The following is an 18387-nucleotide window of genomic DNA, read 5'->3' as shown; positions in this document are numbered from 1 at the left end:
TCGAAAAATATCAAATCGGAGGAATTAACAATGAGAAATTACAGTACACAGATGGAAGCGGCTAAAAAGGGCATAATCACACCCGAAATGGAAATAGTCGCTAAGAAGGAATATATTGCTCCCGAGGAGCTTCGTGAGCTTGTTGCAAAGGGTGAGGTTTGTATCCCCTGCAACATCAACCATAAGTCCATATCTCCTGAAGGTATCGGTACAAAAATGCGCACCAAGATAAACGTGAACCTCGGTATCTCGGGTGATGCAAAGAACTATGACGTTGAAATGGAAAAGGTGGATATGGCGCTTAAATTCGGCGCTGAGGCTATCATGGACTTATCTAACTACGGCAAGACCAATACATTCAGAAAGGCTCTTATCGAAAAGGCTCCTGCTATGATAGGTACTGTGCCTATGTACGATGCTATCGGCTACCTTGAAAAGGACCTCCTTGAGATCACCGCTGAGGACTTCCTCAGAGTTGTCCGCGCTCACGCAGAGGAAGGCGTTGACTTCATGACTATCCATGCAGGCATAAACCGCAGAGCCGTAGAGGCATTCCGCAGAGAGGGACGCAAAATGAACATCGTTTCCCGCGGCGGCTCACTTCTCTTCGCATGGATGATGATGACAGGCAATGAGAACCCATTCTATGAGCACTATGATGAGGTCCTTGATATTCTCCGTGAATTCGACTGCACTATCTCTCTCGGCGACGCTCTCCGCCCGGGCTGTATCGACGATTCAACCGACGCAGGTCAGATATCAGAGCTTATCGAGCTTGGTGCCCTCACAGAGAGAGCATGGGCTAAGGACGTACAGGTTATGGTAGAAGGTCCCGGACATATGGCAATGAACGAGATAGCCGCAAATATGAAGATACAGAAGCGTATATGCCACAATGCTCCTTTCTACGTTCTCGGACCTCTCGTTACTGATATATTCCCTGGCTACGACCACATCACATCTGCTATCGGCGGAGCTATCGCCGCTGCAAACGGCGCAGACTTCCTCTGCTACGTTACCCCTGCCGAGCACCTTCGTCTGCCCGATACAAACGACGTAAAGGAGGGCATAATCGCAAGCCTTATAGCTGCTCATGCTGCTGATATTGCAAAGGGCATCCCTCACGCTACAGACCGTGACAACGCTATGGCTGAGGCTCGTCATGAGGTTGACTGGGACAAGATGTTCGAGATAGCTGTTGACGGTGAAAAGGCTCGCGCTTACTTCGAGAGCACACCTCCTGCTAACAGACACACCTGTTCAATGTGCGGAAAAATGTGCGCCGTAAGAACAACAAATATGATCCTTAACGGCGAAAAGGTCGAATTCTGCACTGAAAAGTAATACGAAAGGCGGACGCAATGTCCGCCTTTTTAGTTATTAGTTATTAGTGATTAGTACATAGTGATTAGTGAGTAGAAATATCTACTCCGAATTTACTCGCTGATAGTATGAACGGGATTCCTAAGGGACGTGTTCCTTAGGCGGAGTCCAGAGGCAGAGCCTCTGGCGGGTTTGGGCAGAGCCCATGATACGAAGGCGCTCCTAACAGGAGCGAGTACCCTCTGTCAGCTACGCTGACATCTCCCTGTACTACAGGGAGTCACCGCAAGGGTGAATCCCGAAAACAATCCAGTGAATTGTTTTCGGGAGAGGGTGACTCCCCACAGTGTGGGGAGATGTCGCAACGCGACAGAGGGGACGGACCCGATTAGGGAGACCTGCAAGTGAGGGCGTCCCCTGACGGGCGGCGAAACGCCGCCACTACAGTCTTAGTTCTTAGCTCTTAGCTCTAATAGTTTTGTATATATGCACAAATCAGATCGTGCAATTCTGGTGATTATGTATTTTTTTTGGGAGAAGAGAAAAAATCCTCGGTTCCTCTTGATTATTATTTTTATATGTGATATAATGTACTTTATAGTATGGCTAATTTTGCTCATTTGAGTAAAAGAAAAAAATATCTCGGAATGGTGAGAGTTTTTTCTTTTCCATACGTCTAATAATTATAAAGCATTTTTCGGAGTTCACAGCTCCGTGGAAGGGAAAAGGTAATACATCATGAAAAAAGTCATTATCATCGGCGCAGGACCTGCCGGTCTTACCGCTGCCTATGAGCTTCTCAAGGACGGCTCGGGAGAGTACGATGTTACCGTTCTTGAAGAAACTACTGCTATCGGCGGTATCTCCAAAACTGTAAATTACAAGGGCAACCGTATGGATATGGGCGGTCACCGCTTCTTCTCCAAGATCCCCGAGGTAAATCAGTGGTGGAGCCAGATGCTCCCTATGCAGGGCGCGCCGTCATCGGACGACAAATTTCTCAAAAGACACGTAAACGTTGAAGAAGGCGGTCCAGACCCTCAGAAGGAAAACCGCGTAATGCTCAAAAGACGCAGAGTTTCACGTATCCTTTTCAACGACAAGTTCTATGATTACCCTGTTTCGCTCAAGCCCGAAACTATCAAGAATTTCGGCTTCCTTACAACTATGAAGGTAGGCTTCAGCTATCTCGGTGCTGCTATCCACAAGCGTCCCGAGACAAATCTTGAAAACTTCTACATCAACTGCTTCGGTAAAGAGCTCTACTCAATGTTCTTCGAGTACTACACAGAAAATCTCTGGGGCAGACACCCCAGCGAGATCGACGCTTCATGGGGCGCTCAGCGTACTAAGGGACTCTCTATCGTCGGTATCATCAAGGACTTCTTCGGCAAGCTCTTCAAGGTAAAGAACCGTAAGGTAAATACCTCACTTATCGAAGAATTCAAGTACCCTAAGCTCGGTCCCGGACAGCTCTGGGAGGTAACTGCTGACGAGGTTCAGAAGCTTGGCGGTCACATCATCATGGAGGCTGCTGTAAAGAAGCTCCATAAAAATGCAGATAACGTGCTCACTGGTGTTACCTACATCAAGGACGGTCAGGAGGTCGAGCTCAGCGGCGACTGCGTTATCTCCTCAATGCCTGTAAAGGATCTTGTCGCAGGAATGAACGACGTTCCAGAGGAGCCTTCTCGTATCGCAGCAGGTCTTCCATACCGTGACTATATGACACTTGGCGTTCTCGTTCCAAAGCTCAAGCTCAAGAACAAGACAAATATGAAGACAGTGGGCAATATCGTGCCTGACTGCTGGGTATACGTTCAGGACAGACGTGTAAAAATGGGACGTTTCCAGATTTACAACAACTGGTCTCCTTACATGGTAAAGGACCTCGGTCATACTGTTTGGGTCGGTCTTGAGTATTTCGTTACTGAGGGCGACAAGTTCTGGAACATGACTGAGGAGCAGTTCTCGGATTTCTGCGTTAAGGAAATGGTAAAGCTCGGCCTTATCGACAGCGCAGACGAGGTAATAGATACACATATGGAAAAGGTAAAGAAGGCTTATCCTGCTTACTTCGACACATATGAGGAAATGGACAAGCTCATCAGCTACCTCGATACTATCCCTAACCTTTACTGTGTAGGACGCAACGGTCAGCACAGATACAACAATATCGACCACTCTATGGTCACTTCCTTTGAGGCTGTAAAGGCTATCAAGAACGGCAGCACAGATAAGTCTGCTATCTGGAACGTTAATACAGAAAAGGAATATCACGAGGAGAAGCAGAAGTAATGGACGAGATCAAGCAGATATTCCGCGACAAGCAGTTCAAGAAGCTGTTTGTCGGAGATACGGACAACACGCTGATACAGTTCTTCCGCTACATCTTCGTCGGCGGACTTGCTACAGTCGTTGACTGGGGACTTTCCTTCGTACTTTTCAAATTCGTATTCGGTGAACGCTTCGCAGTTGCAGCAAATTCTCTGTCATTCGTGGCAGGTCTTATCGTAAACTACCTTATAAGCACTTTCTGGATATTCAAGAGCTCAAACGTCAAGAATAAATTCGTTGAGTTCCTCGGATTTGCTGCTATAGGCGTTGTAGGACTACTGCTCACTATGGGTATCACCAAGGGATTTGAGGTATGGATCAGCGACAAGACCAGCGCTTATCAGATGATAGCAAAGGTCGTTTCAACAGCAGTATCATTCCTCTGGAACTTCTTCGCAAGAAAGATACTCCTTTATACCAAAAAGGAAGAAAAGAACTGAAATTTTTTATTATAGGCGGATAGTATCCGCCTATAAAATTCTAAGGAGCTGATAATATTGTCAAATAAAAATAACAACAACGCCGCAGAAAATGCAGAAGGCGCTGTTAAAAAGACTGCCGAAGCCGCTCAGGAGGTCAGGTCAGAGGTCGGGGAAGCATCAGGAGCTGCTCAGGATACCGCTTCCGATGTCATAGACCTTACCGAGGACACAGCCGAAGCAGCCGAGAATATACTCGACCTTACAGAGGAATCCGATGAAAATGCAGACAACGTCAAGGAAGCTCCTGCAAATGCCGATGAAAATGAAGCCGAGAGCGAAAAGACTGAGGACACTCAGGATAACGAGGCAGCAGAGGCTGCTCCTGTTTCTATCCGCGAAAAGTATCACTTTGACCTGCTCAGCAAGATAATCATCTGGGTAGTGGCAGGTATCATTTTCCTCGGAGCTGTATGCGTTACCACATACTATGTAACTACTGCTCAGAAGGCTGAGTTCCACGCTGACTGCACAGATACTATCATGTGGGCTAATGCCACCGCAGAGAGCGGTCATGTGTACGATCAGGAATTCAGCTACGCCTGCTTCCTGCCATTCGGCACAAGCACTATCATGTATCCCCTGCTCCATTTCTTCGGTCTGTCAATGACCTCGCATATCATAGGCATGATGTGCTTCTTCATACTGCTGACCGTGTTCCTCGTATTCATGATACATGAGATGACAGGCAGCTATCCGATGTCCCTTATCGGAACAGCTATTTTCCTTTCCATTACACTCTCTACCACGAAAATGAGAGAGATATTCTGGGGACATACCATTTATTACAGTCTCGGCATACTCTTCCTTGTAATAGGCGCGTTCATGTACTTCAGATACCTTACTGTGGGCAGCAAAGCAAGAGTCCTCAAAAAGGAAGGCAAAAACAATAAAAAGACCTTTATCCATAAGATAATTATTTTCCTCTGTATCTGCTTATTCATGCTCCTTACCGGTACAGACGGTCTCACAGGCTTTACACTGTTCGCTCTCCCGTTTGCAGGAGCTATCTTTGCAGAACAGTTCGTGAATACAAAGTACAAGATACTCAGCGGCAAGACATTTTCTGTCGCTTTCAGATGTATCGTTTTCCTCGGAATGGCTGTTGTCGGAAACGCTATCAACAACAAGCTTCTCGGCGAGCTCACAGCAGGCTATCAGGAGGCAAATTCAAACTTCTCGCCTATGAACGAGTGGCTTGAGCATTTCCATAATCTGCCATTTGCATGGATGAGACTTCTCGGCGTTGAGAGCCTGCCAAACGTTAAGTTTGCAAGCAAGGACGGTCTTCCGAATATGATATTCCTCGCCGCTTCCATACTCATTGCTGTACTTCCTGTGATCGCTACCTGCTTCTATAAGAAATTCGGCGATGACCGCAGAGCTAAGATGATGCGCATCTGGATTTGGATGCACTGGGCTGTTACTGCTGTAAACATCATGGGCTATGTTTTCGGTGTTCTTGCAGCAGCAGACTGGCGTATTATCCCTATGATCGGAACCTCACTCATCGTCAGCATACTCTTCCTTTCATGGTCTGTCACAAGAAAGGCAGATGTTTCAAGAATAACAGTAGTACTCTTTGTACCTATCTTTATGGCTGGTATGCTCCACTGCATAGACGTCAAGAATATGAAAAAGGACGAGTACAAGAAAAACACTCAGTTCATGCTGGCTGACTTCCTTGAGGAACAGGGCGTGAACAAGGGCTACGCTACATTCTGGAACGCTAACTCTGTAACTGTTATCACAGGTGAAAGAGTCAAGGTAGGTATCGTAGATGTTCTTGATACAGGCGTGTTTATGCGTACTTATCAGTCTTCAAAGAGATGGTATGAGACAGATCCGGATCAGGACGAATACTTCCTCCTCCTTTCGGGTGACGAGCTTAATACAGTAAATCAGACTGATTTCCCGGTAAATCATCAGCCTATAAGAACCGCTCAGACATTTATCAACGGTATCGAATTCGACCTGCTGGTATATGACCACAACGTAGTCACTCCATAACGAAAAATGGCACCCGAAAGGGTGCCATTAATTCTTATGTGTCATTATTCAGCAAGCTTCTGGTTGATAGCATTTACAAGCTCGTCTGCATTTACTCCGTGAACCATTGCTGCTTCCTCGATAGACTCGCCCTGTGATGCAGGACATCCGAGGCAGTGCATTCCGATACTGAAAAGAATTGGTGATACGTCCTTATCAAGCTGAAGAAGCTCGCCTATCTTTGTATCCTTTGTTACCTGTGCCATATTATGACCTCCGTTTTTTTATTCAGGGCTTGACAAATGTCCACCCTCTTGTTATAATATTATCATAGTCTTTGACATTTGTCAAGGAGCTTCCGCCAACTTTTACAAAGCGAGGTATTTTGTCCATGTATAAAGGCAGCAATAAATCCGCCCTCCTGTCTCAGAAGCTTATCTCTGATGCGCTGCTGCGGCTTCTTGAGGCAATGCCATTCAATGATATAAGCGTAAGTGACCTTTGCCGCGAGGCTCAGGTCTCACGTCAGACTTTCTATTCACTTTTCGGAACAAAGGAAAATGTTGTAGTATATGAGCTCAGCCATAACTGCTGCTTTCTCCCCGATAAGGACTCTCCTACCTGTCATTCTGCGGCATTTCGCTCGTTCTGTGAGGGCTACAGCAGGTATATCGTTGATAACAGACATATCATAGAGCTGCTTGTGCGTAATGATATGATACACTTTCTGTACGAGGTACAGTACCGCTCTCTGCTCGAATGTGACCACTTCATAGGTGACGTTTCAGATGATAACCGCGTATTTATCGTGGACTTCATCTCCAGCGGCATGAACAGTATCGCCAAGAATTATGTACTTCAGGGCAGCAAGGCTGATGTTGCATTTCTTACTAAGCTTATGTTCAGTCTCTTTGGTGGACTGTATTTCAAGAACTATGGTTAAAAAAGGACGCCTCAGGCGTCCTTTTTCTATGTATTCACTTTACAGCAGCTGTCTCCTGTACGGGAGCTTCTGCGTTTTCGGTCTCATTAATATCTGTTCTGCCGTTTACAAGCTCGATTATCCTGTCGCCGTATGAAGCGCATTTATGAGAATGTGTTACCTGTAGGATAGTTATCCCCTTCTCCTTGTTTATCTCAGAGAAAAGCTTCATTATCTCTGCGCCTGCGTTTGAGTCAAGATTACCTGTCGGCTCATCTGCAAGGATTATCTCGGGATTACCGATGACTGCTCTTGCAATGGCAACTCTCTGCTGCTGACCGCCTGAAAGCTCTGAGGGCTTTGCCTTGCGCTTCTCTGTAAGCCCTGTGATACGGAGTATCTCGTCGAGCTGTGCCTTCATCTCTGCCTTGCTCTTGCCCTTTACGCTTGAGGGAAGAAGGATATTGTCCTCTACATTGAGATTCTGAACAAGATTGTAGAACTGGAAGATAAATCCTATCTTGTCAAGTCTCATCTTTGAAAGGTCCTTCTCCTTCATTTTACCGATGTCATAGCCGCATACATTTATATTGCCGTTGAAGTATCTGTCCAGTCCGCCTATGAGATACAGGAGCGTTGATTTACCGCTTCCCGAAGCTCCCATAAGTGATACGAATTCGCCTTTTTCAACACTGAGTGTTGCTCCGGACAATACCTTTGTCATGCTCTCGCCCTTGCCGAATGCTTTATATACATTATTTACTTCTATTACATTTGCCATTGTACTCTCTCCTTTATTCGTATTTCAGCTGTGAAACTACGTCCATTTTCTTCAGTGCTCTTATTGGGAAAAGCGATACCAGTGTAAATACAGCAAACAGGAATATCGCATAGAATATGCATTTCACCAATGGTATGCGCACGGGCATCACCTGCTCGAGTATGTCCATTATCCTGCCGAATTCATAGGACATGAACACTCCAACAGGCACTGCGAAAAGAAGCGCTGTTCCGGATGATATCATATTTTCAATCAGGAACATCTTTGAAAGCTTATTTCTCGGCATAGCCACTGAGGTCATTACTGCGCACTCTCGCTTTCTTCCCTCAAGTCCGATAAGCTGATTGCTTACAACTCCCGCAAAGGTAAGTCCCACGCCAATAAGAATAAGGACATTGAGTATCATCTTTATTGAAGCTCTTGCAAGAGCATTATTCAGGTCGTATTCGCTCTTTGTATAAGCTACCATAACAAAGTCGCCGGAGTGATCCTTAATGGTCTTTTTCAGCGCCTTAGCATCATCGCCCTTGACAAGCATAAAGCCGGGGAAATCATTGTATATTTCCTTGTATACGTCTTCACTGACAATGACTGAGGTTCCTGTGGCTGCCATATAATCTATTTTGACCTTGTCCTTTATGGTGAACTCTCTCTCTATTGGGAGATAGCCATCTACATTAAAGGTGATCTTTATCTTGTCGCCTTCGTTGAAGCCGTACTTCTTCATGAGCATCCTGTCTATGCAGACTTCGTCTTTTTCAATGTGATCGGCATCAAGGTCGAATGCAGATATGAGCTCTGCCCCTTCGTTGTTAAATCCGTAAACATAGCAGTCAACCTCCTCATTATCAAGCTTGAGGCTGTCAAAGGTATAATAGAAGAACTCGACCTTTTCAGCTCCCTCAAGCTGCTCAACATAGGATACCATGTCCGACTTGCAGCCGCCAAGAGCACATATAACGTCACAATTGAAAGCTGCGTGATCGTACATGGAAGCAAGTGAATTTGAGAAAATGTAGATAACGATAGCAAGTGCAGCAGCAGTTACACAGAGTACAGAGCTTCCTACGGTACTCTTCTTGTTGCCTGCCTCTATTGCTGCAAGATGTGCAATCGGGAAATTGCGCTTTGCAAACAGCTTTGCAAGAAGCTTTGCGATACCTCGCTCCACATAGTTGAAAAGCATTGCAACTCCTGCTATAAAGCACACAAAGCAGGTCATGCTGAGCACGAAGCTGTCCTTGAAGAAGAATGTCACAGCAGACACTGCCAGAAGGATAACGCCAATTACAGTAAATACCTTGCTGGAACGGTATTCTGTTTCCTTTGTATTGAAAATAATATCGCGGATAGGAGTCTTTATAGCCTTTATAGCTTCTTTTATAGGACAGAGACACTCGATGAGCATCGCACCGATGATAACTGCTGCCACAAGATACCACTTGGGCATAGGCACAGGAGGCTTGATGGCATCTGTGCCGCCTATAACAAAAGCATTGTCAAAGAACGGCTTCTTGATAAGACAGTAAACTCCGATGCCTATGATACTTCCTATAAGTCCATACAGTGCATTCTCGAACATGAGCGCAAAGGTGGTCTTTTTAGCTGAGATACCGAGGCTTCGGAAGGTTCCGACTACCGACATCTTATCTACGATCATACGCTCTGATACAGATATAGTTACAAAAATAACAAGAAGCATACATACTGCAAAGAGTACTATAAATAATCTTGTTATGCTTTTGATAGCGTCAGTGATCTCCTTGCTTTCAAGGTAATTCGTCACCTCTGCTGTCGGGTACTTTTTCTTGAAGAATTCCTCGGCTTCATTAACACGGCTGTCGTCCTTGACATCTACAAGCACGTCTGTTACTTCAAGCTCGCCGCTGAGCGTAAGCTCCTTCATATCCTCTTCACTGATAACAGCTATCTCGCCGGAATTGAAGATACCCTGCTTCTTCTCGATGCTTCCTACGGTGAACTCTACAGGTTTATCCTGTTCGCCGTGTAAAACTATCTTATCGCCTACCTTATAGCCGAATTCGTCGGCAAAGCTCTCGGAAATAGCCGTCTTTTTGCCGCTGAGGTCAATTCCCTCGCGGATAAGGCTCATCTTCTTGGCTGTTTCTGCATCAAAGCCGAATACAGTTATCATTGAACGGTTTACATATGAACTGTCAAAGTCTATGTGTCTGTCAAATGCACTGCCCATTACAGCCATTTTTATAATGTTGCAGTCAGGAGCGCCTTCTCCGAAGCTGTCGTCTACAGGAGACTTTGTCTCTATTTCGATATCCGAGGTTCCGAGAGTATTGGAAACCACTCCCCTGATCATTCCGCTGAGGGAACCGCTCATATCAAAGCTTATCATGGCAGTAAAGCTGCACACGGCTATAATGAGTATGAGCAGGATAGTTCTGAGCTTATGCGCCCATATATTCTTGAATAAATGCTTAAATATCAATCTCATCGCTTACCACCTGCTTACCCTTTCCTCGGGAGCTACGTACATACCGTCGCCCTCTTTCAGATCGTATACCTCGTTGAACTTCTTGTTCGAGGCAAGGACAGCATTAACTCTGACCTTGGCAGGACTGTGCGGATCAAGCTTCAGCGCAGATATTGCCTCTGAATCAACTGCCAGTGTACACCATGACTGAGCATAGCTTTTGAATAGCTTTTTAAGCTCTTCCTCATCGTCCACAATGTTGGTAACGCACTCGATACCGCTGAGATCGGCGTAGTTCTCACCGTTGGTGAGCTTGCCGTCTACATGGTAGACCTCCATAATGGTGAACTTGCTGTAATACTCGGTAAGAGCATCTGCGCGTTCTTTAAGCACCTGTTTATCGGTGTCATTTATCCAGTCCGGATCGTACTTTCCATCTGCATTGTAATTTATACAGGTAGAATCAAAGGCATGACCTATCTCGTGTCCAACAACGCTTCCGAGAGCGCCCAGATTTTCGGCATTGTCGCCCTTTGGATCAAACATAGGCTTCTGCATGATAGCTACAGTGATGTTTATACAGTTGCTGGGCAGATACTGAGCATTGAATTCAGCCGCTGACATATCCACCTCATCAAGGCTTACCTTTTTGTCAAGCTTAGCGATCTTATCATTTCTGATCTTTTTCTTCATATTTATAGCAGATTCATAAAGATCAGCTCCTATAAGCCCTGCATCCTTTGGATCGACCTTGTGAGGTGTCGGAGTTGTCAGGAGCTTTATCCCGTGAAGCTTTTTTATAAGTGCTTTCCTGGTATCAGCAGTCAGCCAGTCAGCCTTGCTGATAAGATCGTCGTAGCTGTCTATTATCTCATCGAACAGATCGTGTATTCCCTTGTCGAGCTCAGGAGTATAATATCTCTCGGCATAAAGCTCACTTATAGCTGTACTAAGATAATTCTGAACAACCAAAGCAGCGAGCTTTTCGTCCTTTTCCTTGCTCTCGGGGTTATAGTCCCTGAGGATCGAATTGCTCTCGGGGATATAAGCTCCCATTTCCTGAAGGTAGCCTGTGAATATATATGAACGCCATTTTTCAAGATTTTCGTCGGTAATAAGATCGTTTATAGCCTTTAGCTGATCGGGATCGTATATGTACACGCCGTCTGTCCTGCTCACTGCATCACCCAAGAACATTTCCACGAGAGAGCCGTCAAGATTGCTCATTATGCTGTCAAGATCGGCAAATGAGGTCTTTGGAGTGTCAAGCATCTTTTCAAGAGTCATTTCACTCTCGGTATCAGTTGCATTTGCAATATCTATTGCAAGATATACCATTTGCTTGCCCTTTTCATCAGCAGTTTCGTAGTCGTCTCCCATTACTCTGTGCATATCTCTTGCTATATTATTAGCCTCAGTGCAGTTTTTGGAAAGGTCCTTGATATCCTTTAGTTCAGTACCGAGGAAATTATCAGCTCCGTAAAGCTCGATACAGTAGCGTGTACCATCTTTATAATCTCTGTTGATATTAAAATTAAAAATAGACTGAGCACCATGATTTACGCAAAGGTCGCCCCATATCTTAAAGAGCTCCTGAATGTCTTTTGCGGCAAGTATCCTGTCGCAATTACCCATTATCGCCTTTACTATCTTGTCATTTTCCTTGTATTCCAATGCCTGTCTGTAAATGTCATGGACAAGCTGTTCATTTGTGCCGTCGGCAAAGCTTTCATCTGAACTGCCTATCTCAACTATCATATCCTCGATAACATCCTGAATCTCTTCGCCTGCGAAATACGAGGCTGCTGCCTCACCGTATGGTATCTCTAATTCACTAAGCTTATCGTAGTTTATGTAGTCGTAAAAATTATTCTGGGGACGTCTTTCCTTCTTTTCTTCCTTATCCCCTTTGTCTTTTTCGTCATTTGCTCCGTCAGATTCCTCTGTTTCGGTCTTTTCGCTGCCTGACGAATCGTCCTTAGCCTGCATGGAGCAGCCGCAGACATTGACTGTCAGCAGTCCTGAAAGCAAAAGCGTTAGCAGCCTGTGTTTTCTTTTCATTCTGATCCTCCAATAATTATTGTGACATATAATAAAAATATGCAGCAATATTAATTATACTACAGCGCAAAGCAGATGTCAATTACTGTCTGCCAAAAATTTACTGCGCAAGTGTATATACACATTATACACATTAATAACAAATTTGTCAAGCATTAATTTTTTAAATATTTCTTAACTAAAAAAACAGGAAGCTTTACACTTCCTGTTCAATGCTATTATATATGTGATATTAAAGTCTGCGTTCCAAGCAGGAGCACCAGAAGCACAACGTTCACAAGGGTGAATACACTCATATATCTGCCTGTTCGGGCTCTTTCCGAGCCGCGGTATATCTGAAAGGCTATCAGGCTCGCCATAGAAGCAATAATAGTTCCGAAGCCTCCTATATCAACTCCGAGAAGAAGCTGTGTTCCGTTATCCGTGAACTCTGCAAGCATTACCGCCGCAGGTACATTGCTTATTATCTGAGACAAAAGCGCCGATACTATCAGCTCCCTGCCTGTTAGGATACGTGAAAAGAAATCACTGACCGCGTCTATCCTGGCAATATTTCCGACAAACACAAAAAAGCACACAAATGTCGCAAGAAGTATGTAATCGACCTTCAGAAGCAGCTTCACATCGCAGATAAGAGCTGCTGCTACAGCTGCTATGAGACATACCCAATCGGGAACAAGCCTGAATACTGCCGCTATACAAAGGGCGAAAACTGCCGTATATACTGCCGCCTTGAATACAGGAAGCTTTGAGTCGCTGCGCTTGGGAGCTTCGCATTTATCCTTTGGCAAAAATAAAGTCATCAGAAGCACCGCTGCAAGTCCCAAAGCACCAACAGGGAGCATGGTTTTCACAAAGGTCATGGCCGTCAAGCCGTATTCATCGTACAGAAACAGGTTCTGTGGATTGCCGACAGGAGTCATCATACTGCCAAGATTGGCTGCTGCCGATTCAAGAACTATAGTGAGTATCAGGCTCTTGTCGTCCTTTATACCACCGTAGATAAGCAGCGTCAGCGGTACAAATGTAATGAGGGCAACATCATTAGTGACCAGCATTGCGCTGAAAAAACATATAAGTATCATCACAGCGCCTATCCTTCGGATCGTTCCGGTCTTTTGCAGAATAACACGTGTTGCTGTATCAAATATGCCTATGCTCCGCAGTCCTGCCACTGCTGCCATAAGCGCGAAAAGCTCAATAAGCACCGTTCTGTTGCAGTATCCGATGTACTCCTTATCGGGCGGAACAATAAACATCGTCGCTGCTGCAAGAACAAACGAGACCACCAGTACAGGCTGTGCCTTTATAAACTTCCAGACCTTATCCATAAAACCGTCCTTCCAATTTTTCATGCCTATTGATTATACCACTTTTTTCGGAACACGTCAACAAAAAAACAGGAGCGGAAATATCCGCTCCTGAAATATGTTATTCAAAAGATCTTATCTCGCCAAGAATGAACTTTTTAAGCAATACGAGATCCTCTCCGTCGATAACGTCATCAGCATTTATATCAGCTGCCTCAAAGCGCTCTGCATCGCCATCAACAGCCGCTCTTCTCATCTGACACATATCAAAGCTGTCAACAGCTCCGTCACCGTTAAGGTCGCCGAGGATAACTTCACCTGCGGGAGTATTTGGCTTCCACCAGTTCAGATTGAAAAGATAGCTCTCTCCGCCGGTGAATACCAGATATACATCATGGCTGCCCGTTACAGCCTCAATGTTACAGCTATTTGTGGTCCAGCCCTGCCAGTCGCCTGTGCTTGCCACATCAGCCTTGCCTATGAGCCTTCCGTCTGTGCTGTCAAGTCTTACCTCGATAGTACCGCCTGAGCCGTTTGAAGCTACTCGGAAATCTATCTTATCTGCGCCCGTAAGGTCGATATTCTTGAAACCGATATAGTCGCCGTTTTCGATATATCCGACATCAGTACCACTCTCCGAACAGGTCTCTGTTTCAATTCCGGACTTGTAATCACAAGCCTCAGCCTCGATAACGTCATCTGCCTCTGCACTTCCTGTGCCCTTGAGTCTGAGCAGATGTGAAGACTTGCTCAGTACCTTTCCGTTAGCGTCAAGCACGTATATCCTGTACTCGCCATCCTTTGAAGGAGTCTTAATAGTGCCTGCTGTGCCCCTTGACTTGGTCATATCAGCGCCTGCCTTGAAGCTTGTTGTGCCGTCGGGAGCTATCCATACCGTACCGTCAACCTTTCTGACAGGCAGCTTGCTTCCGCAGGTGGTTGCACAGCTTGCAGGGAATGCATAGTCCGCAGCTGATTTCAGCCATGTGGGCATCATTTTGCGGTAGTCATCGCCGATACCCGAGTTAAGGCATATCTTGTACTGTGCGAATGGCCACACATTATCGGAAACAACGATAGGAGTGTCAATATCGCTTGTGGGAGGATTCTTGCCCATTTTATTGACTGTTGCATATGTGCGCGTGATAGTGAGATCGTGCTTCTGACCATAGTCCTCACAGTTGATGGTATAGGTAACGTTAGGGCTTATTTCAAGGACGTTGTCAAGCTCCTTGATGTAAGCCGTGCCCTCGTCATTATGGAGACCGTATGTAGGCCAGCCGGGACCGCCTGCCGGTATACCCTGAACGTAGTTCTCGTTGATTATAGTTCCGGGCATCTGACCGATAGTGTAGATACCGCCGCTGTCGTGAAGACGGTTAAGCGAGTTTATAACTCTGTTATAGCATATCTGATTGTCACGGCAGGTAGTGCTGTCCTTGAAGTTGCACCAGCCCCAGCCCAGGTGTATACCGTTGTATGCGGTCTTTTCGATAGTATTGTTGAGTATCTTAACGGAGTCAACGAAGTATGCAGTGATAGCTGCACAGCCGCCAAAGCCGTGAACAACGCTGATATCGTAGAGAAGATTCTCGGTGATGAGGTCGTTTTTGCATAAGCCCTCAACGCCCTTAGGGAATTTCTCCTTGTTATTGCCTGCTGCGTCCCCGATATAGATATGCTGCGGATGACCGACAGTAATACCGCTTGAGGTGATGTCGGTAACAAAATTGCCGCGTACCTCGGAATTAATGACATCATTAGTCATAGAGATACCGTCCGCGCCTGTATGCTTGACAACATTGCCTGTGAGACTTATGTTGTCACTGCTTGTTATATGGATAGCCGCCGGAAGGGTATCTGCCATTTCATATTTCATGTTATGCCAGTTTGAATCAGCAAACGCAGTATATGTCTGTGCAGCCTGACAGGTAGCCTTTCCGTGAGAGCCGCCAACATCTGTGAGCTGATAATCGGTATTTGCAAAGGTTATGCCGCTGAAGCTGATATTCTTTACACGCTCTGATGTGGATTTGCCTGCTATCCTGATAAGTCCGTCAGCAACAGGAGCTTCAACATCTGCTGTGGTCATATCCTCACCGCTGCGCGGATAATAGTAAAGCATCTTAGCAGTCTTGTCAAAATAGAATTCTCCCTCGCTGTCAACAAACGAAAAAGCATTGTATATCGTATGAGTACCGCCCGTTGAGAAGCCTGCTCCCCAGCCCGGTGTCTGAGCTATAGCGCCATAGGGCTGCTGCATGAGGAATATCATGCTTCCGCCGTCGTACTTTATATCACGGGAGCATACGATATTCTCGTTCCACGTTGTGCCATTGACTACCTCAAGGTCATCAAAGTTTGATGTTATCTTCGGCAATGAGCCTGCGTCATACTTTATACCGTCGCTCTTTTTGCCTGATACCCACGCCCAGCTTGCCTGACCTGCGGTAATACTGTAATCTCCGTAGCCGCCTTTTGCCTGTACCTGTACGCTTCCCATATTTGCGCGGCGGTCATTTACATAGAGATTGCGGAGCTTATAGTCCCTGTCCAGGGGTGCTGCCCACAGCTTATCATTGTATTTTTTCCAGCCTGTGACCTGTGCAGCGCCGTTGATTACGGGAGTTTCACCCTGATACGCCTCATAGCGTATGGTGTTATCGCCGCTGCCCGAGTCGCGTGTGTCGAACTCAACAGGCTTAGTGATACGGTAATCGCCTCCGCGGAGATAAACAACTATGTCGCCTGTCATATTGCTGTTTATCTTTCGCACCTCGTCACGCGCCTTTTCAAGAGTAGCAAACGGCGAATCGATAGAACCGTCGCCGCTGTCACTTCCGTCGGGAGCGACATAGAATACAGCCTGCACATCTGCCGCTGTAGCTGAGCTCTGCGGAACGCCGGTATCGGCTGCGGACAATGCTGCTGCCATAGCTGCTGCAAAGGCAATAGCTCTCTTTGTCATGTTCATAAGTATTCCTCCTTTTTCGGCTCAACAAACTCAGCCTTTGCCTGAAAGACTGTATTTATACTATAAAGGCTGAGTCCGAAAAAGCCAATTTTAATTCCCCTGCTATCATCCACCGATTTGTGCATGATAAACTATTTTTTCTTAATTTTATTATAATATATAGTCATAATTTGTAATACAAAAATTATGATTTTTATGGTAAAATAGCGTTATTTCATACTGACTTCCTCCCTTATTTTCTTTATTAAAGTCTTTCGATCATAAAATGCCGAAACACCTGCAAAATATTTTCCAAAATACTATTGCTATTTTGCAAAATATGTATTATAATGAAGTCTGTGTGTAAAACACCAAAATTATATAATATATGAGGTAATGGGTATGAAAAAAATGATTTCTTGTCTAACAGCACTTACTCTTCTTGCATCTGTACCGACAGCAGCAGTTTATGCAGCTGATACGAATACAGCCACAGCAGCAACAGCTTCAAGCAGCACAAGCGAAACAGCTGCTGCAAAGCTAAAGGATATGAATGCTATCCTCAGTCTCACCGAAGGTGCAATAAGCACTGATGACAATTTTGTTAAGGTAGAAGACTCACGCTTCAAGACTGTCGCAAGCGTAAAGTCATTTATTGCCGATACCTGCACAGGTGAGCTCAAAGACGAGCTTCTCGCAAGCTGCGCAGATTGTCTGAAGGAAGCAAACGGCGTTCTCTATAAAAAAAGCTCGGGTAGTCTTTTCTTCACATTCCTTACTGGAAATGGCGTTATTATCACAGATTCTTCCGATAAGTCATTTACAGCAGTTACTCAGGAAAATGATGAGATGAATCCTTATGGAAGAGCTGAATTTTCCCTTGAAGACGGCAAATGGAAGATAAGCAGCTATGAATTCGGTTACTTTACCGCAAATAAATCCACAGATGACCTTGCAGAAGCTGCATATGTAAGAATATTCCATTTACAGAGTATCCTCGAAACTCTCGCATACGGCGCTCCTGCTGATTCAAAGGATACAATTACTGTCAACGGAAAAACATACGGCAAAGCAAGTGACGAGATACAGCAATCCTTCTCAATGTATCTTTTTAAGGAATATATCACCGAGCACTGCACAGGCGAGCTTCGCGAAAGCCTTATAAAGCAGGCTGAAGAACGCTTTATCGAGCAGGACGAAGTAGTATATGCCGTTATAGGTGCAAGAGGAGCATATGATTTCAATATCTCAGGCGGTGTCAATGTTTCAAATGTAACTGCAAACGGATTCACAGCGACTACCGCTGAAAAAAGCGACAAGGACGGATATGGCAGGATAGATCTTGCTGCCGATAATGGCAAGTGGCTCATAAAGAGCTATGATTTCGCCGAAACCAACGATGCTCCGAGCTATAATCTCGGAGATGTAGACAGCGATACAAAGATAGACGCAGTCGATGCTTCATCTGTTCTTACCTATTATGCACTGACCTCTACTAAAAAGGACGGCGGCTTTAATGAAGCTCAGAAGCTCGCCGCAGACGTTGACAAAAACGGTGCGATAAACGCAGTCGACGCCTCAAATATCCTTTCGTACTATGCTTATACAGCTACAACAAAGGAAAATGTAAAGAGCTTTGAGGAATATCTCAGCAAGTAATGATAAATGATACGAAAAACACCGCAGCTTGAAAAAGGCTGCGGTGCTTTTCTTTGAGGAAGTCAAAATGTATAAAAAATATCACCGTGATATCCGCCGTTTCCAAAGCGTCATAGCTATGACA

Annotated in this window: 12 protein-coding genes; 6 read left to right on the top strand and 6 right to left on the bottom strand. The window is 45.3% G+C overall.

Features of this window, described 5'->3' with window-relative positions; all coding sequences use genetic code 11:
• Positions 1-30: 30 nt before the first annotated feature.
• From thiC to K5677_RS03015, 4 genes are all read left to right on the top strand, one after another.
• The gene (gene thiC, locus K5677_RS03030) at positions 31-1344 is read left to right on the top strand and encodes a phosphomethylpyrimidine synthase ThiC (RefSeq protein WP_296724500.1); all 1314 of its coding nucleotides are present in this window, start codon (positions 31-33) and stop codon (positions 1342-1344) included.
• 717 nt (positions 1345-2061) lie between these two features.
• Positions 2062-3621, top strand: coding sequence for an NAD(P)/FAD-dependent oxidoreductase (locus tag K5677_RS03025; protein WP_296724497.1), 1560 nt, complete (start codon positions 2062-2064; stop codon positions 3619-3621).
• Positions 3621-4100 (top strand): GtrA family protein, encoded by a 480-nt coding sequence (locus K5677_RS03020; RefSeq protein WP_296724491.1) that lies wholly within the window; start codon positions 3621-3623, stop codon positions 4098-4100. The genes K5677_RS03025 and K5677_RS03020 overlap by 1 nt, the downstream gene beginning before the upstream one ends.
• 57 nt (positions 4101-4157) lie before the next feature.
• The gene (locus K5677_RS03015) at positions 4158-6149 is read left to right on the top strand and encodes a hypothetical protein (protein WP_296724489.1); all 1992 of its coding nucleotides are present in this window, start codon (positions 4158-4160) and stop codon (positions 6147-6149) included.
• A 44-nt stretch (positions 6150-6193) separates the two neighbouring features.
• Here K5677_RS03015 and K5677_RS03010 read toward each other — a convergent pair whose 3' ends face one another.
• Positions 6194-6394: a DUF1858 domain-containing protein gene (locus tag K5677_RS03010; protein ID WP_296724488.1), complete on the bottom strand. Its 201-nt coding sequence runs from the start codon at positions 6392-6394 to the stop codon at positions 6194-6196.
• Between the two features lie 125 nt (positions 6395-6519).
• Between K5677_RS03010 and K5677_RS03005 the strand changes: the two genes are divergently transcribed.
• Positions 6520-7071 (top strand): TetR/AcrR family transcriptional regulator, encoded by a 552-nt coding sequence (locus K5677_RS03005; protein WP_296724486.1) that lies wholly within the window; start codon positions 6520-6522, stop codon positions 7069-7071.
• A gap of 34 nt (positions 7072-7105) precedes the next feature.
• On the opposite strand, the gene K5677_RS03000 is transcribed toward K5677_RS03005, so the two are convergent.
• The 5 genes from K5677_RS03000 to K5677_RS02980 form a co-directional block, all read right to left on the bottom strand.
• Positions 7106-7831, bottom strand: a complete 726-nt coding sequence (locus K5677_RS03000; RefSeq protein ID WP_296724484.1) for an ABC transporter ATP-binding protein — start codon at positions 7829-7831, stop codon at positions 7106-7108.
• Between the two features lie 13 nt (positions 7832-7844).
• Positions 7845-10301, bottom strand: coding sequence for an FtsX-like permease family protein (locus K5677_RS02995; protein ID WP_296724482.1), 2457 nt, complete (start codon positions 10299-10301; stop codon positions 7845-7847).
• A gap of 3 nt (positions 10302-10304) precedes the next feature.
• Positions 10305-12341, bottom strand: a complete 2037-nt coding sequence (locus K5677_RS02990) for a M13 family metallopeptidase (protein WP_296724479.1) — start codon at positions 12339-12341, stop codon at positions 10305-10307.
• A 218-nt stretch (positions 12342-12559) separates the two neighbouring features.
• Positions 12560-13672, bottom strand: coding sequence for an SLC13 family permease (locus K5677_RS02985; RefSeq protein WP_296724476.1), 1113 nt, complete (start codon positions 13670-13672; stop codon positions 12560-12562).
• A gap of 100 nt (positions 13673-13772) precedes the next feature.
• Positions 13773-16625 (bottom strand): carbohydrate-binding protein, encoded by a 2853-nt coding sequence (locus K5677_RS02980; RefSeq protein ID WP_296724474.1) that lies wholly within the window; start codon positions 16623-16625, stop codon positions 13773-13775.
• 381 nt (positions 16626-17006) lie between these two features.
• On the opposite strand from K5677_RS02980, the gene K5677_RS02975 reads away from it, so the two are divergent.
• A complete protein-coding gene (locus K5677_RS02975; RefSeq protein ID WP_296724472.1) occupies positions 17007-18263 on the top strand; it encodes a dockerin type I domain-containing protein in 1257 nt (418 codons plus the stop codon).
• Positions 18264-18387 lie beyond the last annotated feature (124 nt).

Source organism: Ruminococcus sp. (genome assembly GCF_024684275.1).
The sequence above is the reverse complement of the archived record's forward strand: the minus strand, read 5'-3'. Positions and strand labels throughout refer to the sequence as shown.